Annotated in this window: 20 protein-coding genes; 14 read left to right on the forward strand and 6 right to left on the reverse strand. The window is 52.1% G+C overall.

All coding sequences use genetic code 11. The features are described 5' to 3' along the window. Positions 1-11: 11 nt before the first annotated feature. From ETV65_RS20520 to ETV65_RS20535, 4 genes are read left to right on the forward strand one after another with little or no spacing between them, the layout of a single operon-like run. Positions 12-1,448, forward strand: a complete 1,437-nt coding sequence (locus tag ETV65_RS20520; RefSeq protein ID WP_129954930.1) for a glycoside hydrolase family 1 protein — start codon at positions 12-14, stop codon at positions 1,446-1,448. Between the two features lie 14 nt (positions 1,449-1,462). Then, positions 1,463-1,780, forward strand: coding sequence for a PTS sugar transporter subunit IIB (locus ETV65_RS20525; protein WP_129954931.1), 318 nt, complete (start codon positions 1,463-1,465; stop codon positions 1,778-1,780). 38 nt (positions 1,781-1,818) lie between these two features. After that, positions 1,819-2,592, forward strand: coding sequence for an FCD domain-containing protein (locus ETV65_RS20530; protein ID WP_129954932.1), 774 nt, complete (start codon positions 1,819-1,821; stop codon positions 2,590-2,592). A 5-nt stretch (positions 2,593-2,597) separates the two neighbouring features. Further along, a complete protein-coding gene (locus ETV65_RS20535; RefSeq protein WP_129954933.1) occupies positions 2,598-3,047 on the forward strand; it encodes a GNAT family N-acetyltransferase in 450 nt (149 codons plus the stop codon). Here ETV65_RS20535 and galR read toward each other — a convergent pair. Both galR and ETV65_RS20545 read right to left on the reverse strand, forming a co-directional pair. After that, on the reverse strand, positions 3,044-4,051 hold the full coding sequence (galR, locus tag ETV65_RS20540; RefSeq protein ID WP_129954934.1) for an HTH-type transcriptional regulator GalR: 1,008 nt from the start codon (positions 4,049-4,051) through the stop codon (positions 3,044-3,046). The two genes, ETV65_RS20535 and galR, sit on opposite strands and share 4 nt — an antisense overlap. Positions 4,052-4,269: 218 nt before the next feature. After that, positions 4,270-5,190 (reverse strand): LysR family transcriptional regulator, encoded by a 921-nt coding sequence (locus tag ETV65_RS20545; RefSeq protein ID WP_129954935.1) that lies wholly within the window; start codon positions 5,188-5,190, stop codon positions 4,270-4,272. Positions 5,191-5,309: 119 nt separating this feature from the next. Between ETV65_RS20545 and ETV65_RS20550 the strand changes: the two genes are divergently transcribed. The 7 genes from ETV65_RS20550 to ETV65_RS20580 all read left to right on the forward strand — a co-directional run bounded on the left by ETV65_RS20550 (position 5,310) and on the right by ETV65_RS20580 (position 13,773). Then, positions 5,310-6,281 (forward strand): transporter substrate-binding domain-containing protein, encoded by a 972-nt coding sequence (locus ETV65_RS20550; protein ID WP_129954936.1) that lies wholly within the window; start codon positions 5,310-5,312, stop codon positions 6,279-6,281. Between the two features lie 78 nt (positions 6,282-6,359). After that, complete coding sequence (gene hilA / locus ETV65_RS20555; RefSeq protein WP_129954937.1) at positions 6,360-7,253, forward strand: L-isoleucine 3(1)-dioxygenase; 894 nt, start codon at positions 6,360-6,362, stop codon at positions 7,251-7,253. A gap of 62 nt (positions 7,254-7,315) precedes the next feature. Continuing rightward, positions 7,316-8,047 (forward strand): 3(1)-hydroxy-L-isoleucine 4-dioxygenase HilB, encoded by a 732-nt coding sequence (gene hilB / locus ETV65_RS20560; RefSeq protein WP_129954938.1) that lies wholly within the window; start codon positions 7,316-7,318, stop codon positions 8,045-8,047. Next, positions 8,044-8,775, forward strand: a complete 732-nt coding sequence (locus ETV65_RS20565) for an SDR family oxidoreductase (RefSeq protein ID WP_129954939.1) — start codon at positions 8,044-8,046, stop codon at positions 8,773-8,775. Before hilB ends, ETV65_RS20565 begins: the two co-directional genes overlap by 4 nt. Positions 8,776-8,822: 47 nt before the next feature. After that, positions 8,823-10,079 (forward strand): ATP-grasp domain-containing protein, encoded by a 1,257-nt coding sequence (locus ETV65_RS20570; RefSeq protein ID WP_129954940.1) that lies wholly within the window; start codon positions 8,823-8,825, stop codon positions 10,077-10,079. 59 nt (positions 10,080-10,138) lie between these two features. Further along, entirely contained in the window at positions 10,139-11,377 is a 1,239-nt protein-coding gene (locus ETV65_RS20575) for an MFS transporter (protein WP_129954941.1), read from the forward strand. Positions 11,378-11,514: 137 nt separating this feature from the next. Beyond that, positions 11,515-13,773, forward strand: coding sequence for a molybdopterin guanine dinucleotide-containing S/N-oxide reductase (locus tag ETV65_RS20580; protein WP_129954942.1), 2,259 nt, complete (start codon positions 11,515-11,517; stop codon positions 13,771-13,773). Between the two features lie 26 nt (positions 13,774-13,799). On the opposite strand, the gene ETV65_RS20585 is transcribed toward ETV65_RS20580, so the two are convergent. Continuing rightward, complete coding sequence (locus ETV65_RS20585) at positions 13,800-14,132, reverse strand: hypothetical protein (protein ID WP_129954943.1); 333 nt, start codon at positions 14,130-14,132, stop codon at positions 13,800-13,802. On the opposite strand from ETV65_RS20585, the gene aas reads away from it, so the two are divergent. Together aas and lplT are read left to right on the forward strand one after the other, a co-directional pair. Then, positions 14,131-16,296 (forward strand): bifunctional acyl-ACP--phospholipid O-acyltransferase/long-chain-fatty-acid--ACP ligase, encoded by a 2,166-nt coding sequence (gene aas, locus ETV65_RS20590; RefSeq protein WP_129954944.1) that lies wholly within the window; start codon positions 14,131-14,133, stop codon positions 16,294-16,296. The genes ETV65_RS20585 and aas overlap by 2 nt on opposite strands. After that, positions 16,293-17,501, forward strand: a complete 1,209-nt coding sequence (gene lplT / locus ETV65_RS20595) for a lysophospholipid transporter LplT (RefSeq protein WP_129954945.1) — start codon at positions 16,293-16,295, stop codon at positions 17,499-17,501. The genes aas and lplT overlap by 4 nt, the downstream gene beginning before the upstream one ends. A gap of 61 nt (positions 17,502-17,562) precedes the next feature. On the opposite strand, the gene ETV65_RS20600 is transcribed toward lplT, so the two are convergent. From ETV65_RS20600 to mutH, 3 genes are all read right to left on the reverse strand, one after another. Next, a complete protein-coding gene (locus tag ETV65_RS20600; protein ID WP_129954946.1) occupies positions 17,563-18,603 on the reverse strand; it encodes an NADP(H)-dependent aldo-keto reductase in 1,041 nt (346 codons plus the stop codon). Positions 18,604-18,787: 184 nt separating this feature from the next. Further along, positions 18,788-19,006 carry a YgdI/YgdR family lipoprotein gene (locus ETV65_RS20605; protein ID WP_015689428.1) on the reverse strand — a complete coding sequence of 73 codons (219 nt, stop codon included), beginning with the start codon at positions 19,004-19,006 and terminating at the stop codon, positions 18,788-18,790. An 86-nt stretch (positions 19,007-19,092) separates the two neighbouring features. Continuing rightward, a complete protein-coding gene (gene mutH, locus ETV65_RS20610) occupies positions 19,093-19,779 on the reverse strand; it encodes a DNA mismatch repair endonuclease MutH (protein WP_129954947.1) in 687 nt (228 codons plus the stop codon). Positions 19,780-20,474: 695 nt separating this feature from the next. On the opposite strand from mutH, the gene rppH reads away from it, so the two are divergent. Further along, positions 20,475-21,002, forward strand: coding sequence for an RNA pyrophosphohydrolase (gene rppH / locus ETV65_RS20615; protein ID WP_129954948.1), 528 nt, complete (start codon positions 20,475-20,477; stop codon positions 21,000-21,002). Positions 21,003-21,013 lie beyond the last annotated feature (11 nt).

A 21,013-nucleotide genomic window follows, 5' to 3' on the forward strand; every position in this document is an offset into this window, starting at 1 on the left:
AGAGGAACGTTATGAGTCAGGTTTCAATCGCCATTCCCGAGGGATTTATTCTCGGTGCAGCAGCCTCTGCATGGCAGACCGAAGGCTGGAGCGGCAAAAAAGACGGGCAGGATTCGTATCTGGATCTCTGGTACAAAAATAATCGCCACGTCTGGCACAACGGCTACGGTCCGGCGAAAGCCACCGATTTTATCAATCGTTATCAGGAAGATGTGGCGCTGATGAAAGCCAGCGGACTGAGCCACTACCGCACGTCCGTCAACTGGTCACGCTTTCTGACAGATTACGAACTGGGTACCGTCGATGAAGAGTATGCCGCATATATTGACGACCTGCTCGATGAAATGAAACGTCACGGCATCGAACCGATGCTGTGCCTGGAACACTATGAATTACCGGCGTTTCTGATCGAGAAATACGACGGCTGGAGTTCGAAAAAAGTTGTCGAATTATTTGTGTTGTACGCAGAAAAAGTTTTTGAGCGCTATGCCGGAAAAGTCAGTCGCTGGTTTACCTTCAACGAACCGGTGGTGGTACAAACCCGTATCTATCTGGATGCAATTCGCTGGCCGTTTGAACAAAATACCGCCAAATGGATGCAGTGGAATCATCACAAAGTGCTGGCGACCGCCAGCGTTGTCGAACTGTTCTACCGTAAAGGCTATAACGCCTCGGGCACGGTGGGGGTCATTTTAAATCCGGAAGTGACTTACGCCCGCTCGACAGCAGCACATGATCAGCAGGCGGCACATTTATACGATTTATTCTATAACCGCGTATTTTTAGATCCGATGATTAACGGCGAATATCCGCAGGAGCTGTTGGAATTACTGCAAAAGCATGGCGTGCATTTTGATTATTCCGCAGAGGAACTGGCCGTTATTCGGAACAATACTGTGGATGAAGTGGGTATTAATCTCTATTACCCGCACCGGGTGAAAGCACCTTCCCGCGAATGGAATAAAAACACGCCATTCCATCCGGCGTATTACTACGAACACTTTGAATTACCCGGTCGCCGGATGAATAAATCGCGTGGCTGGGAAATATACCCGAAAATTATTTATGACATGGCGATGCGCATTAAAACCGAATACGGAAATATTGCGTGGTTTGTGGCGGAAAACGGCATGGGTATCGAAAATGAAGATCAGTTCCGCGATGCCATCAGCGGGGAAATTCAGGACGACTATCGTATTGAATTTATTGCCGGGCATCTTTACTGGACGTTAAAAGCGCGGGAGGACGGCGCCAATTGTCAGGGATATATGCTCTGGGCCTTTACCGATAATGTTTCGCCAATGAACGCCTTTAAAAACCGTTACGGACTGATCGAGATTGATCTGGAGAACAACCGTGATCGCCGTCAGAAGAAATCATCTCACTGGTTTAAATCGCTCAGTGAAAGTGGTGTGTTGTCTTTAACGCTGGATGACCAGGAAAAATAACCTAAGGAAATACCATGAAACGAATTGTTTTAGCTTGTTCGGCAGGAATGTCCACGTCACTGGTGGTCACCAAAATGGAAAAAGAAGCCGCTGCCCGGGGTATGGAATATCAGATCTACGCGATCCCGGAAAACAATCTGCGCGATGAGCTTGAGGCGTATGGACGCGATATCGTCGCCGTGCTGCTCGGGCCGCAGGTGCGTTTTAAGCTGACGGAGAATAAAAAGCTGACCGATGAACACGGTATTCCGATCGCAGTGATCGACATGGTGGCTTACGGCACGTTAAACGGTGCAAAAGTGCTGGATCAGGCACTATCTCTGATACAGTAACATCCGGTCTTTCTTGTTTCGTGTATCAGGGTGATTGTGTGGAAAAAGGTGTGGTTTCGCAGGACAAAAAGCAGTATCAGGAAATCGGGCACGACCTGCGTGAGCAAATCAAGCAAGGGCATTTTGCCGTGGGATCCCGCCTGCCGCCCGAACGCAATATGGCGGAAAACTACGGCGTCAGCCGGACGATAGTGCGTGAAGCCTTACTGATGCTGGAACTTGAGGGCACAGTCGATATCCGTCAGGGTTCCGGCGTGTATGTGATCCGCATTCCTTCTCAGGAAGAAGGGGAAGACGAGCTGATGTATCAGGGGCAGATCGGGCCCTTTGAAATCTTACAGGCGCGGCAGTTGCTCGAAAGTAATATTGCCGCGTTTGCCGCCAAAATGGCGACCAAAGCGGATATCGAAAATCTGCGTCGCACGCTTGAGCAGGAACAAACCGCTATCGTGGCTAACGATGAAAGCGGTGACAACGACAAGTTGTTCCACCTGCTGATTGCCGGTGCGACACAAAACCAGATGCTGCTCGATTCGGTGAAAAATATCTGGATGCACCGGGATTCCAGTCCGCTGTGGAAACAGTTACACAGCCATATTGCTACCCGGGGTTACCGCCTGAAATGGCTGGCTGATCATCAGAATATTTTGGCTGCCCTGCGACGCCGCGACGTCATGGGCTCGTACCAGGCGATGTGGCAGCATATGGAAAATGTAAAAAATACACTGATGGAATTGTCAGATGTTGATGCGCCGGAGTTTGACGGGTATCTGTTTGAATCTGTACCGATTTTTCAGGGAAAGCTGGTCTGAACACCATGAAGATTATTAATCTGAGTGAACGTCCTGAATTTCAGGACGCGGTGACAGACTGGCTTTGGCGGGCGTTTGGCAGCGAAAATAGCCGCGAATTTTTTGCCAGCGTGGTGCGAAGCAGCCTGTCCGGCGCGGACTTACCGCAAACTTTTATTGCACTCGATGAAGGTAGACTGGCAGGCACCGTGGGGTTATGGCGCTGCGATTTAATCAGTCGTCAGGATCTTACCCCGTGGCTGGCGGCGTTATACGTGGATAAGCATTTCCGCTCGCGCGGACTGGGGCAGCAGTTACAGCAGTTTGTGCTGGAACAGAGCCGCCGCAGCGGCTTCGGGGAGTTATATCTGTATGCCGACTTCACCGGTTATTACGAACGTTTTGGCTGGAAATACATCGGCGATGCCCTGGATTATCCGGATAAGCCGGTGCATCTTTTTCATCAACTTCTTTAGCTGTTGGCCGGGCTGCTCACCGAGTGACGCCGCACCAGCGTCGGGCTGAACATGTGAGTGGTTTCCGGTAACGGCTGACCATTTGCCAGCGCTAATGCCAGTTGCGCTGCCTGACTTGCCATGGCCACGACCGGATAACGTACGGTGGTCAGACGCGGGCGCAGGTAGCGAGAAATCAGCACATCATCAAAGCCAATCAGCGAAATTTCGCCCGGTACATCAATACTGTTATCGCTTAAGACTGATAATGCACCGGCGGCCATCGGGTCGTTGTAGCAGGTCACTGCCGTAAAACCTTTGCCCAATCCTAATAAGTCCGCCATGGCTTTTTCGCCTCCGATTTCATCGGGTTCGGCGTATGCAATCAGCTTGTCATCAACCGGGATGTTGTGTTCGTTAAGGGCGTCGATATAGCCCTGAAGGCGGTCGCTGGCATCGGAAATGCCATGGTTAGAACACAAAATCGCGATGCGCTGATGCCCGGCCTGGATCAGATGACGCGTCGCCAGCCAGGAACCGTAGCGGTCATCGAGTGCAATACAGCGCTGTTCGAAGCCCGGTAACGTGCGGTTAATCAGCACCATTCCGGGGATTTGCTGCATCAGGCTGGTCAGCTCATCTTGCGGGAGCATTTTGGCATGCACGACTAATGCCGCACAGCGGTGGCGGATCAATTGCTCAATGGCCTGACGCTCTTTTTCAACGTTGTGATAACCGTTACCAATCAGCAGAAAATTACCGGTGGCATAGGCGACTTGTTCAACCGCTTTCACCATCGCACCGAAAAAGGGATCGGATACATCAGCCACGATCAGCCCCAGTGTTTCGGTCGCCTGCTGGGCGAGGGCACGGGCGTTGGCATTGGGATGATATTGCAGATGTTGCATGGCGTTCTGTACGGCTTCCCGCGAGCTGTCGCTGGCTTTCGGGGAATGGTTAATCACGCGTGATACGGTCGCAACCGATACGCCTGCCAGTTTTGCTACATCCTTAATCGTTGCCATAACACTTCTGTTTCCGTGAGGGTAATCGTTTACACGGACCAGTTTTGCGGAAAAGACCGCTGGCTGCAAGGATGCTGATCGCAACTTTAGGATGTAAGCGGGATGTAACGGGAAAAATACCTGAAGGTTTTGCGCCTCCCCTGCGCAGGCGGCGGCGGGGAGAGCGATTTTGCTGGGAAACGATTTCCGGCGTAAACGTCAATCTGGTTTCATTCTGACTACACCCTTCCTTCCTCCTTAATCCACTGCATAAAATCATCGATAAACACTCTTGTTTTAAGTGGCAGCAGTTTATTGGGAAGGGTGATTGCGTAGGTGTTACGCGGCAGGGGATTCTCCACTCGCCATTCAGGCAACACGCGATGCAATTTACCATTAGCGATATATCGGTTGGCGATGAAAGTGGGGATCAGCGCAATGCCGACACCCTGCAAGATGGCATCAATCATGGCGTCGCTGTTATTGATCATCAACCGTGGAACCAGCGTCACAGTCTCCACTATATCATTGTGCCAAAAACGCCAGGCACCGCGAAATTGCCGTTCATCGGGGAAAAAAATGTTGTGTTTGGTGAGTGCAGCCGGGAAATCGGGCAGTACTTCGTCGTAATCCGCAGCACAAACCAATACATAATCGATAGGCATCAGGGCACGGGCTACCATATTCTCCGGTGGACTTTCGGTTACGCGCAGTGCCAGATCGTAGGCGTCCTGCGTCAAATTAGTGACGCGATCGGTCAGCGAAAGCTCGACGTTTATTTCCGGATAGCGGCGTAAAAATGCGGGCAGAAAAGGGGTGAGCAGAATCTTACCGAGTGTGTTTGGCGCGGTGATACGCAAAACACCCTGAGGGGTATCGCTGAAGCTATCCGCCCGGGAGAAAAGTGTCTGCGTAGCGGACAGTACCGTCAGCGCCTGCTGGTAAATTTCCAGTCCGATCTCGGTTATGGCGACAGAGCGGGTCGAGCGGGTAAATAACACCACATTGAGGCGTTTCTCCAGACGGTCAATCATCCGGCTCACAGAAGAGGGGGCCAGCGAAGTCTCCCGTCCTGCTGAAGAAAAACTTCCTTTTTCAACCACCTGAATAAAAACGGACAAACTGGGAAGGAGTTCGGCTAACTCATTTGTGCTTTTCACGCATAGCTCTTTTGTTTCTGGAATATCTATCCAAATTATCATCAAGCCGTATGATGTTCAACAGAGGCAACCTCTGGTGAGAATTAGTCATAATAATCAATTTAATTAACAGGTTAGCTATGTTGAACCAAACGGTTATTGAACGGATCCGCCAGCACGATGTGCTGAATGTTGGCGTTAGTCTGGGTTTTAAAGGATTGTCGTTTCGCAATGTATTACACAATTGCTGGGAAGGGTTCGACATTGATTTAGCCCGGGCGGTAGCAGTGGCGGTGTTAGGTGATGTCGGAAAAATTCATTATATGCCATTGCAGTCCGGTGACCGGTTTCGGGCGCTGCGTGACGGAGTGATTGACCTGGGGTCATTTAATTCCAGCATAACTTTCCAGCGTGAAACCGAGTCAGAAGTCAGTTTTGTTCATCCGATGCTGTTTGATGGCGAAGTGCTGATGACGCCGGCGGGTAATTTGCTCGAACCCGTTGAACAGGTAAAGTATACCCGCGAGCGCCGGATAGCGGCCATGCGGGGATCCACCACCGAAGAGAATCTGAAGCGTTACTTTGGAAATTTAAATCTCTCTTGCGAGATCCGACTGTTTGATTCGCCGACTCAGGCCCGTCAGGCTTATCAGCTAGGCGAATGCAATATCTACTGTCTCGATTCCTATTTGCTGGCCGGCGAACGTGCTCAGCTGAAAGATAAAGAAGCGCATATTATCTTGCAGGATCGTATCTCGCTGGAAGCCATGTCACCGGCCGTGTCCTCGCATGACACGCAGTGGCTGAAAGCAGTGACCTGGATCATGCGTACGCTGATAGAAGCGGAAAACTTACAGGTCACCAGCAAAAACATTCTTGAGATGAGTCAGGAGGCGACGGGTTACCTGCGCACTTTCCTTTACCCGTCAGAGCAGCATTGTAAAAATCTGGGGCTGCGTCCGGATTTTATCCGCGCGATCATTCATCAGATCGGAAATTACGGTGAAATATTCCAGCGTAATTTAGGTAAATACTCAGAGCTTAATCAGGAACGTCGGGATAATAATTTATGGTCTCAGGGGGGAATGCTGTATTCGCCTTTATTTATCTGACATCTTATTTTACCCAAGTTAATTTAATAACGCATTTTTTTTACGATTATCATTTTAATATTCTTTGGCAGGAACGTCATGAGTGAGTTATTGGCTGAAAAACAGCAAAAGATGGTATTGTCCGGTTCAGTAAAAAAAGGTTTTAGTTATTTAGAAACAGAGCCTGATAATGTAGATTTCAGCATTATCAAAAATATTATTCTGCACGGTCATCATCAGGGTAATGTTCTGTATATTATCCGTAATTTTGCGGATAAAGAAATCTGCCAGGATGTAGCAGAAAAGTTTAATCAGATGGTGAATCGCAACGGTGGCGGAAACCGCGCCGATGACGGTTTTGTTCTGACCAATCAGATTGGCGCCACGCAGTTTTCACGTAACGGTGAAAACTATATGGCGGAAGTGAACCGGGTAAACGCCAGTGTTGCAGAACTGATGTCCGTCGCGGACAGTTATGCCACCGAATCCCTGTTCCTCAACCGTACGCTGGAAGATTTATTCCTTGACGAAGGGATCCATTTTGGTCCGGCGCGTTATAAGAATTCTTACGCCTGTTTTGCCACGTTCCGTCGCTGGCTGGATAACGGTGTCATGTCGCTGATGCCGCATGAAGACCGCGCCCAGCTTAAGTTTGCGCAACAGGATGATTTTGAAATTGCCGATGCCATGACGGTGACTGCGTTTAATGTGTGCCTGGAAGCGGCGCAGGGCGGTGGCGAATTGAAAATGTGGAATCTCGATCCGGATGAGCCTTGCCGCGCCCGCTTTGGCGTGACGGACACCGGTTATCCCTATCCTCCGCACCAGTTGCAGGGCGTGGAATCCCTCTCAGTGCGACTGAATGCCGGGGATATTTACTTCATGAACGCCTGTCATCTGCACGGTGTCAGCAGCGTCAGTCAGGGAAGCCGTCTTACGGCCGGGCGCTTTATTGGCAGACTCAATAATAGCAAAGTGGTGTATTGGACATAACCGGAGCGAATTAATCATGGTGGTTCCTTATCTCTTTGTCCTGAATTAATAACGAGTCTTATATGGAATATGTTAATCATCTTGCGGCCGGGGGATATGCATTTATCCCCGGGAGTTATTATCAAACGTTGCCTGATATCAATTGCGATAATAAAGATATTTTTCTTTCTGAACTTGAGCAATTAAAACTGGCATATGAAAAACTGACGCTGGATCCTTATTCTGCTGGGAATCGCTGGCGCGGTTATGCGCAATGCCGGCGTAATGAGCAGGGTGAGCTCAGTTTTGGTCAATTTACGGAATATAAGCAAACTAAAAAATACAATCCGGACACCGGCGGTATTGTTCGCCATTATCCTTTGCTGCCCGAAAATATTACTGCTAACCGCCTGATGCAGACGATTTTGCAGGACGACATCGCTTTTGTCGAAGCTTATAAGCGTATCGGACCGCTGGAAGAGTTGTCCGTCGGCATTCATTTATTCCGCTATGAGGCGCAGTGTGATGCGCCCGCGTACAGCTCGCCTGTCTGGCTGCATAAAGATGATGAGGATGTGGTGTTTGTTCACCTGATCCATGCCTCCGCCAACATGCTGGGTGGCGATAATTTGATTGCCCCGACCCCTAAAAATATTGAGCGGGTGCTGCGTCTGGAGGCGTTATTCGACACGCTGGTGGTAAATCACGACAAATACCATGCGGTGACACCCATAGGCTGTCGCCAGCCGGGGGAGACGGCACTGCGTGACATCATTCTGGTGACGTTCCAGCGCACGATGAAGGAAGCGGCATGAGCCTGAAATATAAAGCGTTTATCACGGGCGCATCCAGTGGTATCGGTCAATCGATGGTGGCGGCCTATCTGGCCGCCGGCTATGCGGTAGAGGGTATCGACTGTTCCCCGTCCGTTTTCGCCAATGAACCTGAGTATGTTCACCACCAGCTGGATATTACCGATTCAGTGCATCTGAATGGCGTATTTGAAGCGGCAGAATACGCCAGCGATAACAATGTCTTAATAAATTGCGCCGGTACGCGTGAAATCTGCCGGATCGATGAATTATCACTGTCACTGTGGGAACGTGTTTTTGCCGTTAACGTGACCGCCAGTTTTGTTGCCGGACGTGCATTCTGTCAGCAGCTGGTTCGCCATAACCTGCCGGGCAATGCCGTCAATATCGCTTCGGTCTCCGGCCTGATGGGCGAGCCTGATCGCACCGCCTATGTCTCATCAAAGCACGCCGTTATCGGCCTGACGAAACAGCTGGCGCTGGAATACGGCAAGCATCGAATCCGGGTGAATGCCATTGCGCCCGGCGTTATCCGCACACCGCTTACCGAACCTTACTACGACAACCCGGCACAGATGGAGAAGATCCAACGTGGTCAGTTCCTGCCTGTGCTGGGCGAAACGCAGGATGTGGCAAAAGCGGCAATGTATCTCACTTCTTCCGATGCGCGATTTGTGACCGGTTCCACGCTGGTTATTGATGGCGGCTGGACGATTGGTAAAGACCTTTAATCCGATGGCCGGCATAACGGCCACTACTGACTTGCAGGAGTTTTATTATGAACAACACCTATATTTTGATTCTGGGCGGTGAGTTTGCTTTGCGTGAGCGTGTGCTGGCGGGGGCTTTACGTGCTTCAGGCGGAATGCGGGTACTGACGATGGCAAAAAATCGCACCTCGCCGACAATCAAATTTTTCGACGGCTTTATACCGGGAGATGTGGCCGATGCAGAGGCTGTGCTACGTGCCGTACAGGCCCATCAACAGGAAACCGGTGAAACTCCTGCGGCGGTTATCCCGATGAATGATTTTACCGTGCGCGCCGCCAGCCTTCTGACTGAGCATTACCAGCTTTACGGAAATGATTGCCAAACGATCACCCACTGCCGTGACAAATTTGTGATGAAGCAGATCCTGCAAGCCGCCGGCCTGCCGGTGCCTCGCTTCGCTGCGTTCCGTACGCTCAACGAACTGAAAACATTGATTGCAGAGTTCGGTCTGCCAGTGGTGATTAAACCGCGTGAACTGGCGGGGAGTCTGGGTGTATTGAAAATCACTCACGAACAGGAAATCGAAGAAGTGTTCGCCCGTTGCGTTACCGATGTGATTTCACTCAATGGTGAATCCTTTGCGCCGGAAGACTTGTTCCAGATCGAGGAATATATTCCGGCGTGGCAGGAAGTCAGCGTTGAGGTGATCAATCAGGGCGACTATCACCGGGCAATAGCAGTTACGGACAAATATCTGGGTGAAGAGCCGAATTTTGTTGAAGTCGGCCACAGCATGCCGTCGCTGCACAGTGACAATCAATCACTGCGTGACATAGCTGAACGGGCCTGTCATGCACTGGGGATCCGTTACGGGGTGGCGCACTTTGAAGCACGTATTACGCCTGCCGGTGAAATCAAAATCATCGAAGTGGGCGCGCGCACAGGGGGCGACACCATAATGGATTTGGTGGAAAGAACCTACGGTATCAACCCGTATGAACTGCACGTACTCAGCCATCTGAACAAACTTAAACCGCTGCCGGATACTCTCAAACCTCGCGGCCTGAGCGCCGTTGCTTTTATTAAAGCCGACGTGGGTGTGATTGAGAAAATCACATTGCCCGCCAGCCTGCCGGCGCATGTGGTGAATATGCAGGTTACCGCTAAGCCGCTGGATCTGTCGAAAAAGCTGGTGTCGTGGAAAACCCGTGAAGGTTCTATCGAGTATTTCTGGCCACAGCGTGCCGCAGAACAGGGTTTTGACGAGCACTTAACGATTGCCGATCAATACGCCCGATCGCTGTTTACCCTTCGTCAGGTCTGATATCCCCCGAGCCACCTCATTTGTGGTGGCTCCTGAACTCCTTTAAGGAAAGCAATGATATGAACAGTGATCGTTTTGGATTAAAACGTTTCGTCTTTTCCCGCTTTGCCGGGTCACTGTGCGATCAGTTTTTGCTGTTTGCCGTGCCGCTGGCGATTTTAAAAGCGACCGGTTCTCTCACCTTTTCCTCGCTGGCATTCGTGATTGAGTGGTTGCCGCGCATTCTGTTTTTCCCGCTGTCAGGTTTTCTGGCTGACCGTATCAAGCCCCGCTTTATCTTCTTTAACGTGGAAGCCGGACGCTGTGTGTTAATGGTGGTCGCTTTCCTGACCCTGACCTTTCATCCCGGCGCCACATTCCCGGTGCTGGCGGTCATGATGGCGCTGCTGTCGGTGGCCTATGTGCTGAACTTTGTCGCCACTGAGGCGCTGTTACCGCGCCATATCCCCGCAGAGGCTCTGCCGAAAGCCCATTCAATGTTACAGGGTGTCGACCAGACCACGCAGGTTCTCGGCCCGGCGCTGGCAGTGGCAATTTCCGTTTATGGTGGCGTCGGGGCGATTTTAGCCTGTGCAGCCGTGCTGTTTGCTGTCTCTGCTATTAACTATCTGTTCCTCGAAACTCATGACGTGGAAATTGCAGAAAAGATGAGTCTGCGGTCCATTGTGCAATCCAACATTACGGCGATTCAGGTGCTTAAGCAGAATAAAATCCTGCTGCATCTATGTGCGCTGACCTGGGTAGTGAATCTGGTATACGGTGCGGCGCTGGTGGTGAGTGCTGCGGTGATCCTCAAAGAGTTTCATCTGCCTGAGAGTTACTTCGGGGTATTACAGACCTCGGCAGCGCTGGTCACCATCATTACGTTTTTCTTTGTGCCGCGAATTGCCAAACGTTTTGGGCTTTCCACGCTGGGGACCCTGTCATTTTGCGGCATGATATTGTCAGGTGCCCTGATGTCGCTTTCACTCGATTATGCGATGTATCTGGCCGGTTACGCATTACTGATGGCTTTTGATGGTGCATTCAGCGTCTACCTGCGCACCTTACGCAGCCAGATTATTCCGCAGAAACATCTGGGGAAAACCATGGGGCTTATTGGCCTGATGAATATGTGTTCGGTACCCGTTAGCGGTCTGGCGGTGACAGCGTTGGCAGGCAGCTTTATGCCGTTGCAAATTATCGCCATCATTCTGATTTTTGCACTGATATTAGGATTGATGTTGATCGTCATCGGTCGCCGTGCTTTCGGCTACAACAGCTGGCTACCGCCTGTGATCGCTCAGCCACAGGCCTGAAACGGTCATCCCGTCTCAAACGATGAATAATGGGGAGCACATCCCCTTTTCTGTTTATCCACATTTGTGCTTTGAGTTATCAGCGCAGTGAATGGTATTTTTAAAGTCACTTATCTGCGCTGAGAAAAATAGAAAATATGTCGATAAAACGCTATCCGCAACTGGCCCACTGGGGCGCGTATACTGCCGTGGTAGAAGATGGCCGGTTGATCCGTTGTGAACCTTATCAGGCGGATGCCGATCCTTCCCCTTTGCTGGATTCCATTGCGCCGCTGGTTTATTCCGACAAGCGTATCCGTAAACCGGCAGTGCGCCGTTCGTGGCTGAAACACCGCGAAAACAGCGATCGCTCGCTGCGTGGCCGTGAGGATTTTGTCGAAGTGGACTGGGATCTGGCGCTGGATCTGGTGGCCGAAGAGAATAAACGCGTGCGCGACCGTTACGGTGCTGCCGGTATCTTTAACGGTTCTTATGGCTGGTCATCCGCAGGGCGTTTACACCACGCCCGTTCTCTGGTGCGTCGTTTTTATTTCACCGGCGGCGGCGGGGTTGATCAGCAGGGCAATTACAGCTGGGGCTCGGCGCAATTTTTCCTGCCGTATGTTATCGGTACTTTTACGCCGCTGACCGGACGCGTTACTTCATGGCCAAGTGTGGTCGAACATGCTGACATTCTGGTCGCGTTTGGCGGCCTGGCGCTGAAAAATGCGCAGGTCGCTTCCGGCGGTGCAGTGGAACATACCCTGAAACCGGCGCTGGAACAGCTGGCGAAAAAAGGCACCCGCGTCATCAATATCAGCCCGATGCGCGACGATTGTCCGGAATTCGTTAATGCCGAGTGGATCCCGATCCGCCCGAACACCGATGCGGCGCTGATGATGGCCGTTGCGTATGAAATTCAGCGTAAAGAAGCGCAGGATGAGGCGTTCCTTGCCAGCCATTGCGTGGGTTATCCGCAACTTGCCGCGTATCTGCGCGGCGACACGGACGGCACACCCAAAACGCCTGACTGGGCGAGCGCTATAACCGGCGTGCCGGCTGAACGTATTGCGCGTCTGGCGGATGACCTGATCGGTGTGCGCAGCTTTATTACCTGTTCGTACTCCGTACAGCGTGCTCACCGTGGCGAGCAGCCTTACTGGATGATGATCGCCCTCTCTGCCATGCTCGGGCAGGTCGGTTTGCCGGGCGGTGGTTTCTCCTTCGGTCACGGCTCGATGAACAGCGTGGGTAATCCGCGTTATGACACGCCGGGGCCTGCCGTCAGTGCCGGGCCGAATCCGTCTGGTTTGTCGATCCCGGTGGCGCGCATCAGCGATATGTTGCTCAATCCGGGCCAGCCGTATGAATTTCAGGGCGAGACGCTGCATTATCCCGATATTCATCTGGTGCACTGGGCGGGGGGTAATCCGTTCCACCATCATCAGCAGCTTAACCGTCTGGTCGAAGGCTGGCAGAAGCCGGATACCGTGATTGTGCAGGATAACGTCTGGACGCCGGCCGCGCAGATGGCCGATATCGTGCTGCCTGCGACAACATCGCTGGAACGTAACGATATCGGCGGTTCATCGCGTGACCGCTTCGTGCTGGCGATGCATCAGGCCGTTGCGCCGCAACATCAGGCGCGCAATGATTTTGATATTTTCGCGGATATTGCCGACCGTCTCGGTTACCGCGAGCAGTTCACTCAGGGGCGTAATGAGGATCAGTGGCTGCGCCATATTTACCGTCAGTGCGGCGAAGCGCAAAAAGGCACGGGTGTGGAATGGCCTGATTTTGAAACCTTCTGGGAGCGCGGTTTTGTTGAACTGCCGGTACCGGAAAAAGATTACGTATTCTTCGAGGAATTCCGCAAAAGTCCGCGCGCTAATCCGCTGGGGACACACAGTGGCAAAATCGAACTGTTCTCCGAAACCATCGCCGGTTACGGCTATGAAGATTTCGCACCGCATCCGGAATGGCAGCCGCCGGTAGAATGGCTGGGCGCGGAAAGTGCCAGACAGTGGCCATTGCACCTGATTTCCATTCAGCCCAAAGATCGTCTGCACAGCCAGCTTGATCAGTCGCCGCTGGCGCAGTCGAACAAAACCGCCGGTAAGGAAACCCTGTTCATGCATCCGGAAGATGCCCTCAGCCGTCAGCTTAAGGACGGCGACCGGGTGAAAGTGCACAACGCGCGCGGCAGTTGTCTGGCGGGTGTTTCGCTTAACGACGGCATTACGCGTGGCGTGGTGCTGATGTCCACCGGCGCCTGGTTTGATCCGGGCTTTGGCGGCCAGTGGCAGGAAACGGAGCTGGCGGGGAATCCGAATGTGCTGACGCTGGATATCGGTACGTCGCGCCTGACGCAGGGGCCAAATGCCATGAGTTGTTTAGTCGAGGTTCAAAGTATTTAAGGTGGTTTTTAAACAGTTAGCCTGATTTATGATAAATCGGGCCTATTTTCACCACTGGTTACATTTTGCGGGATTATGTTTCGATTGCCTGCTGGCGGTGATTCTCCTAAACCAGCTAAATTGAACGTCCCAGAGGTATTGATTGGTGAATCATCAACGTGCTCTGCATGTTGATACCGATTAAATTTGCACCAACCTACGCGGATGCGTAGGTTTTTTTTTTGCCTCAGCTCCGGCACGCCGATCAGTTCCCTCCTAAACTCTCTCTGACTGTCGTCATTTTTCAGCGGCTTATAGTATGCTGTTTCCCCAACCTTTTCTTCAAGATCAGGGATGACACATAAGGAGATGGCCAACATGTATCACTTTCTTTTCGCTACTTTCAGGTGGCTTTTCCGCCTGATGTTCAGGGTCAGCGTGACCCCGGCGAACAATAAATATGATTACCCGCGTTTAATCCTCACGCCGAATCATGTCTCGTTTATTGATGGCATGCTGCTGGCGCTTTTCCTGCCGATAAAACCGGTCTTTGCGGTGTATTCCGACATCACCGACAGCTGGTTTATGCGCTGGCTGAAACCGTACGTGGATTTTATGCCGCTGGATCCGACCAAACCGATGGCGATTAAGCATCTGATCCGCGAAGTGGAAAAAGGGCGTCCGGTGGTTGTATTTCCGGAAGGGCGTATTACGGTTACCGGTTCTTTAATGAAGATTTACGACGGTGCGGCCTTTGTGGCGGCGAAGTCACAGGCGACCGTCATGCCGGTGCGCATTGATGGCGCGGAATACACGCCGTTTGGCCGCTTGTTCGGCAGCTTTAAAATCCGCTGGTTCCCGAAAATTACCATCAGCCTCTTACCGCCGACCACCATTGCGATGCCGGACGCGCCGCGCTCGCGCGACCGCCGTGTTCTCGCCGGTGAGCAACTGCATAAAATTATGATGCAGTCGCGTATGGATACCCGCAAGCCGGAAACCTTGTATCAGGCATTATTATCCGCACAAACCCGTTATGGCCGTCGCAAACCCTGCATCGCTGATATCGCATTCAAAGAAGATACTTATCAGGGCCTGCTGAAAAAATGCCTGGGTGTGAGTCGCATTTTGCAACGTTTTACCCGCGAAGGTGAACATGTGGGGATGCTGTTACCCAATGCGACGATCATGGCGGCTGCGCTGTTTGGCGCGTCAATGCGTAACCGTATTCCGGCGCTGCTCAACTACACAGCGGGTGCAAAAGGGTTGCAAAGCGCCATGAAAGCGGCGCAGATCAACACCATTATTACCTCCCGCCAGTTCCTTGAAAAAGGCAAGCTGACGCATCTGCCGGAGAATGTACCTGAGGCGAACTGGGTTTATCTGGAAGATTTGAAAGACACGGTGACCACGCAGGATAAGCTGTGGATCCTGTTCCATCTGATCTTTCCTCGCCGCGCGATGTTGCCGCAAAAGCCCGATGACGCAGCACTGGTACTGTTCACCTCCGGTTCTGAAGGTAACCCGAAAGGTGTGGTGCATTCGCACGCCAGCCTGCTGGCTAACGTCGAGCAAATCCGCACTGTTGCTGACTTCACGCCGCGCGACCGGTTTATGTCGTCGCTGCCGCTGTTCCACGCCTTTGGCCTGACGGTCGGATTGCTGACGCCGCTGATCACCGGCGCGCGGGTTTTCCTGTATCCGAGCCCGCTGCATTACCGCATTGTGCCGGAACTGGTGTATGACCAGAACTGTACCGTATTGTTTGGCACCTCAACGTTCCTCGGCAATTACGCCCGCTTTGCGCATCCGTATGATTTTGCACGGTTGCGGTATGTGGTCGCCGGAGCGGAGAAACTGGCGGAAGGCACCAAAGAAATCTGGCAGAACAAATTCGGTATCCGCATTCTGGAAGGCTACGGCGTGACCGAGAGCGCACCGGTAGTGGCAATCAACGTACCGATGGCGACCAAAGTGAATACCGTCGGTAAGATTTTGCCGGGCATGGAGTCACGTCTGATTACCGTGCCGGGCATTGAAGAGGGCGGTCGTCTGCAACTGCGCGGGCCTAACATCATGAAGGGTTACCTGCGCGTTGAAAATCCGGGTGTGCTGGAAACACCGCAGGCTGAAAATGCCGCAGGTGAAATGCAGGCGGGCTGGTATGACACCGGCGATATCGTCACGCTGGATGAAAAAGGTTTCTGCACCATCCGGGGCCGCGTGAAACGTTTTGCCAAACTGGCGGGGGAAATGGTCTCGCTGGAAAGCGTCGAACAACTGGCGATCAGCGCTTCACCGGATAAACAGCATGCGGCGACGTCCCGCAGCGATGCCAGCAAAGGCGAGGCCCTGGTGCTGTTTACCACCGATCCTGAATTACGTCGTGATGCACTGAGCAAGGCCGCCCGTGAACTCGGGCTGCCGGAACTGGCGGTGCCGCGTGATATTCGTGTCGTTAAAGCGTTACCGTTGCTCGGCAGCGGTAAACCCGATTTTGTCACCCTGCGTCAGATGGCAGAAAACCCGGAGACTGAGGCATGATCCAGCCAGTAAAGGCGGCATCGCCGCTGATGTCAAAAAGTATGATTGCGGTGATCGTGGCGCAGTTCCTGTCGGCTTTCGGTGACAATGCGCTGCTGTTCGCCGCGCTGGCGCTGATCAAACAGCAACTTTACCCCGACTGGAGTCAGCCTGTTTTACAAATGGCGTTTGTGGCGACCTATATTATCCTCGCGCCGTTTGTCGGGCAGTTTGCCGACAGTTTCTCCAAAGGCCGCGTGATGATGGTCGCCAACCTGCTCAAACTGGCAGGCGCGGCGGTGATTTGCGCCGGACTGAATCCGTTCCTCGGTTATACATTGGTCGGTATTGGCGCAGCGGCGTATTCGCCAGCCAAATACGGTATTCTGGGCGAGATCGCCAGTGGTGAACAGTTGGTGAAAGCCAATGGCCTGATGGAAGCCTCTACCATTGCAGCGATTCTGCTGGGTTCTGTGGCCGGTGGCGCGCTGGCTGACTGGAGCATTCTGGCGGCGTTGGGTATCTGCGTGCTGGCGTATGGTGCGGCGGTGGTCGCAAACTGGTTTATTCCGAAGCTGAGTCCTGCGCGTCCGGGACAGTCATGGAATCCGGCAAAAATGAGCCGGACTTTTTTCTCTGCCTGCAAAACATTATGGCAGGATGGCGAAACCCGCTTCTCGCTGGTCGGTACCAGCCTGTTCTGGGGCGCGGGCGTGACGCTGCGTTTCCTGCTGGTGCTGTGGGTGCCAGTGGCGCTGGGCATCACCGATAACAAAACCCCTACGTTGCTGAATGCGATGGTGGCGGTCGGGATTGTGTTGGGTGCGGGCGCGGCGGCGAAATTAATCCGTCTGGATACCGTGAAACGCTGCCTGCCTGCAGGCGTCGCTATCGGTATCGCCGTGGTGGTCTTCGCACTGCAAACCAGCATGCTGAGTGCTTACATTGTGCTGGTGGTGGTGGGGATTCTGGGCGGCTTCTTTGTGGTGCCGCTGAATGCACTCTTGCAGCATCGCGGTAAAATTTCCGTTGGTGCCGGTAATGCGATTGCAGTGCAGAACCTGGGTGAAAACACCGCCATGCTGCTGATGCTCGGTTTGTATTCGCTGGTGGTGATGGTTGGCGCGCCAGTGGTGGCGATTGGCATCGGATTCGGTGTGGTATTCGCACTGGCGATAGCCGGGTTGTGGATCTGGAAGAATATGCAGAAACGCCGCCTGGCGTGACCGGGCAGGTGAAAAAAGAAAAGGGCGCTGAGCGCCCTTTTTTACTGCCTGCGACCAGGGTTTACGGCGCAGGAATAGTGAAGCGTTTGTGGATATTTTCCAGATCAGCAAGGATCTCCTCATCGAGCGTCAGATCCTGACTGTCGATGTTGATCTTCAGCTGTTCGAGCGTGGTTGCGCCCAGCAGTGTGCTGGCCACAAACGGTTGCTGGCGCACAAAGGCCAGCGCCATCTGCGAAGGATCCAGGTTACGTTTCTTCGCCAGCGCGACATATTCGGCAATCGCCGCTTCAGCCTGCGGTGAAGAGTAACGGGTGAAACGGCTGAACAGCGTATTACGTGCCCCGGCCGGTTTCGCACCGTTAAGGTATTTGCCACTCAGTGTGCCAAACGCCAGGCTGGAGTAGGCCAGCAGTTCAACCCCTTCGTGCTGACTGATTTCGGATAAACCGATTTCAAAGCTGCGGTTCAGCAAACTGTACGGGTTTTGAATCGACACAATACGCGGCAGATCGTGTTTCTCAGCCAGTTGCAGGTAACGCATCACGCCCCACGGCGTTTCGTTAGAAACACCGATATAGCGGATTTTACCGGCGCGAACCTGTTCATTCAGCGCTTCCAGCGTTTCCAGCAAAGTCACCGGAGACTGTTCTTCGGTGTACTGATAGCTCAGTTTGCCAAAGAAATTGGTCTGGCGCTGAGGCCAGTGAATTTGATAAAGATCGAGATAATCGGTGTTCAGACGTTTCAGACTGGCATCCAGTGCCGCGCGGATATTTTTGCGATCCAGCATCTGATCCGGGCGAATGGCGTTGTCACTACCCCGGGAAGGGCCGGAGACTTTACTCGCCAGAACGATCTTTTCACGATTGCCACGGGCTTTCAGCCAGCTACCGATATAGGTTTCCGTCAGCCCCTGAGTTTCAGGACGCGGCGGAACGGGATACATCTCTGCGGTATCAATCAGGTTGATACCCGCCGCAACGGCGTAATCGAGTTGCTGGTGGGCGTCGGCTTCGCTGTTTTGTTCACCAAAAGTCATGGTGCCAAGTCCCAGTAAGCTCACTTCTAAAGAACTGTGGGGTATACGGTGATATTGCATTGCCGGTCTTCCTTTATATCTGAGAATGTCAGCCTGTTAGAAAAAGCGCCTTAACTGACTATATACAAGGCTGGCAGATGGGGGAAGTGGCAGTGTGTGCGGGAAGAACGATGCGGGCGGTGGATAAAATAACAAAGAGCCAGTCCTGATAACTGGCTCTTTAACGGGTTAAGAGGCGTTTTGCTTAACGCTTCATCACCTGGCTGACGTTGTCATTATTGATCTGGCGATCGTTACCTTGTTCATCGGTGTAACTCAGCAGTCCGGTAGATTTATCCAGCTTAGGTTTACCATCAGTGAGGATCATATTGCCGTCTTTGGTTGAGATCACATAGTCGCTGGCACAACCTGCGAGGCTCAGCACCACAAGCGCAGCACCGGCTGCCATTAAAGTTTTTTTCATCATCGTTAACGTTCCTTTTTGTTGTACCGAAGATAGTGATATTTAGCGTAGCAAACTATCCCGCAGACCGCGTGGAATGGTATCGGTTAAAGCTGAAAATGACGGGCCAGAAGCGCTGCGGTAAAACGCTTTTTCAAATAGAAGCCGCGCGGCAGTGTCAAAATGGGTTGCCCTAATTCCCCGATCGCTTCCGTCAGCGCTTTGCTGTTGGCGGCTTTGGGGCGAATTTGCAGATATTCGCCATGGCGTGCTGTGATGCTTTCGACTTTACCCAGCACGATCAAATCCATCAGTTCCTCCCAGTCCTGACGCAGTTGCTCATCTTCTTCCTCAGAGGGTTGCCATAATAAAGGTGCTCCGATGTGGCGCCCGGCCAGGGGGATCTGGCGCTCACCTTCGACCGGTATCCACAAAACCCGGGCCAGTTTATGGCGCACGTGGCTGTTTTCCCAGGTCACGCCGCTGTTGCCGGTTAACGGGGCAACGCACACAAAGGTGGTTTCCAGCGGCCTGCCCCGGGAATCAACCGGGATTGTTTTGAGCTCAATGCCAATGTCAGCAAAATCCTGCTCGGCTTTGCTTCCTGCTACCGCACCGAGATACACCTCAACCAACATACCAACCCAGCCTTTCTCCCGTTTAAGATTCTCAGGGATGGGCAGTCCGGCCCGGGCGGCGAGTTCACCCAATGTATGACCCGCCAGCGATTGCGCGCGCAACAACAGTTCCTGTTCATTGAGCGGGGGCCGGGCGGCAGGGAAAGGAATAGACATAAAAAACAATGCTCACTCGATAGATTAAATTTCGTACTGCTTTTGTCATGCACAGTGAATAAAAAGTTGTTCCTGTGGATCAATGAAATAATAGCATGATTTGCCTTAGTTTTTTTTGAGGTTTCTGGCGTATTGAGTGCATCGCCGCTGAGGTTGATCACCTGTTGAAGGCGACAATGAACAGGATCTTCCACCTACTTATCCACAGATTTCTTGGATAACCCTGTCTGAATGAGAGCACTGGTTCGATTTACAGGCTTGACGGCCTGGGTTTTATCCATTTTTTGGCGGGATAGCGTCAACTTTTAGACGATCGCTGTGGATAAAAACGACATTGGTGGATCTTTCACCAAATCACTTTCAGGTGTGAGATAACTCTCATTTTTAAGCATGGGATAACTCCATTTATTATTGGTAATATGCTGTTTTAAAATGATTTAATAAGGATATATTTTCCCGCTAAAAATAAGTTAAGAAGAGTTTTACCCCGCTTACTCTGAAGTTCTTCACATACCTATCCACAGAAAAAGTGCATAAAATCGCGGGTGATTCCAAAAATCTGTTTATAACTTTGCGTATAACTGTGAGTTATCCCATTTTTATTCATGCGGATCGGCATTAACCAGTGGTTTACCGCCTGTTGGTAGTATGAAACAATCAGAACATCTATGAGTTTAAGCGATTGAGGTAGTCCGGTGATCGATGATGATGGCTACCGCCCGAATGTTGGTATTGTAATTTGTGACAAGCAGGGTCAGGTATTGTGGGCCAGACGATACGGCCAGCACTCCTGGCAGTTTCCACAAGGGGGGATAAACCCTGGTGAAACCGCTGAGCAGGCCATGTACCGCGAGCTGTTTGAGGAAGTGGGGCTTGGCCGTAAAGATGTACGTATTCTGGCTTCAACCCGTAACTGGTTACGTTATAAATTGCCGAAACGTTTGGTGCGTTGGGACACAAAGCCGGTTTGTATCGGCCAAAAGCAAAAATGGTTCTTGCTGCAACTGATGTGTAACGATGCTGATATCAATATGCAGCGCAGCAGTACGCCTGAATTTGATGGCTGGCGTTGGGTCAGTTTCTGGTATCCGGTTCGTCAGGTGGTGTCATTTAAACGCGATGTTTATCGTCGCGTAATGAAAGAGTTTTCCACTACTATTATGCCGATGCAGGAAGTCTCCCTTCCCAGGATATCGCCCGCTTATCGTCGTAAAAGAGGCTAAGTCACGAAGAG

Source organism: Rahnella sp. RFA10(1/100) (assembly GCF_004195115.1).
Taxonomy (GTDB): domain Bacteria; phylum Pseudomonadota; class Gammaproteobacteria; order Enterobacterales; family Enterobacteriaceae; genus Rahnella; species Rahnella perminowiae.

What these genes read in the sequence shown, in the direction of transcription:
- ETV65_RS20520 (WP_129954930.1), top strand. Translation starts at nt 12, where the DNA reads ATGAGTCAGGTTTCAATCGCCATTCCCGAGGGATTTATTCTCGGTGCA.
- ETV65_RS20525 (WP_129954931.1), top strand. Translation starts at nt 1,463, where the DNA reads ATGAAACGAATTGTTTTAGCTTGTTCGGCAGGAATGTCCACGTCACTG.
- ETV65_RS20535 (WP_129954933.1), top strand. Translation starts at nt 2,598, where the DNA reads ATGAAGATTATTAATCTGAGTGAACGTCCTGAATTTCAGGACGCGGTG.
- galR (WP_129954934.1), bottom strand. Translation starts at nt 4,051, where the DNA reads ATGGCAACGATTAAGGATGTAGCAAAACTGGCAGGCGTATCGGTTGCG.
- ETV65_RS20550 (WP_129954936.1), top strand. Translation starts at nt 5,310, where the DNA reads ATGTTGAACCAAACGGTTATTGAACGGATCCGCCAGCACGATGTGCTG.
- hilA (WP_129954937.1), top strand. Translation starts at nt 6,360, where the DNA reads ATGAGTGAGTTATTGGCTGAAAAACAGCAAAAGATGGTATTGTCCGGT.
- hilB (WP_129954938.1), top strand. Translation starts at nt 7,316, where the DNA reads ATGGAATATGTTAATCATCTTGCGGCCGGGGGATATGCATTTATCCCC.
- ETV65_RS20565 (WP_129954939.1), top strand. Translation starts at nt 8,044, where the DNA reads ATGAGCCTGAAATATAAAGCGTTTATCACGGGCGCATCCAGTGGTATC.
- ETV65_RS20570 (WP_129954940.1), top strand. Translation starts at nt 8,823, where the DNA reads ATGAACAACACCTATATTTTGATTCTGGGCGGTGAGTTTGCTTTGCGT.
- ETV65_RS20575 (WP_129954941.1), top strand. Translation starts at nt 10,139, where the DNA reads ATGAACAGTGATCGTTTTGGATTAAAACGTTTCGTCTTTTCCCGCTTT.
- ETV65_RS20580 (WP_129954942.1), top strand. Translation starts at nt 11,515, where the DNA reads ATGTCGATAAAACGCTATCCGCAACTGGCCCACTGGGGCGCGTATACT.
- aas (WP_129954944.1), top strand. Translation starts at nt 14,131, where the DNA reads ATGTATCACTTTCTTTTCGCTACTTTCAGGTGGCTTTTCCGCCTGATG.
- ETV65_RS20585 (WP_129954943.1), bottom strand. Translation starts at nt 14,132, where the DNA reads ATGTTGGCCATCTCCTTATGTGTCATCCCTGATCTTGAAGAAAAGGTT.
- lplT (WP_129954945.1), top strand. Translation starts at nt 16,293, where the DNA reads ATGATCCAGCCAGTAAAGGCGGCATCGCCGCTGATGTCAAAAAGTATG.
- ETV65_RS20600 (WP_129954946.1), bottom strand. Translation starts at nt 18,603, where the DNA reads ATGCAATATCACCGTATACCCCACAGTTCTTTAGAAGTGAGCTTACTG.
- ETV65_RS20605 (WP_015689428.1), bottom strand. Translation starts at nt 19,006, where the DNA reads ATGAAAAAAACTTTAATGGCAGCCGGTGCTGCGCTTGTGGTGCTGAGC.
- mutH (WP_129954947.1), bottom strand. Translation starts at nt 19,779, where the DNA reads ATGTCTATTCCTTTCCCTGCCGCCCGGCCCCCGCTCAATGAACAGGAA.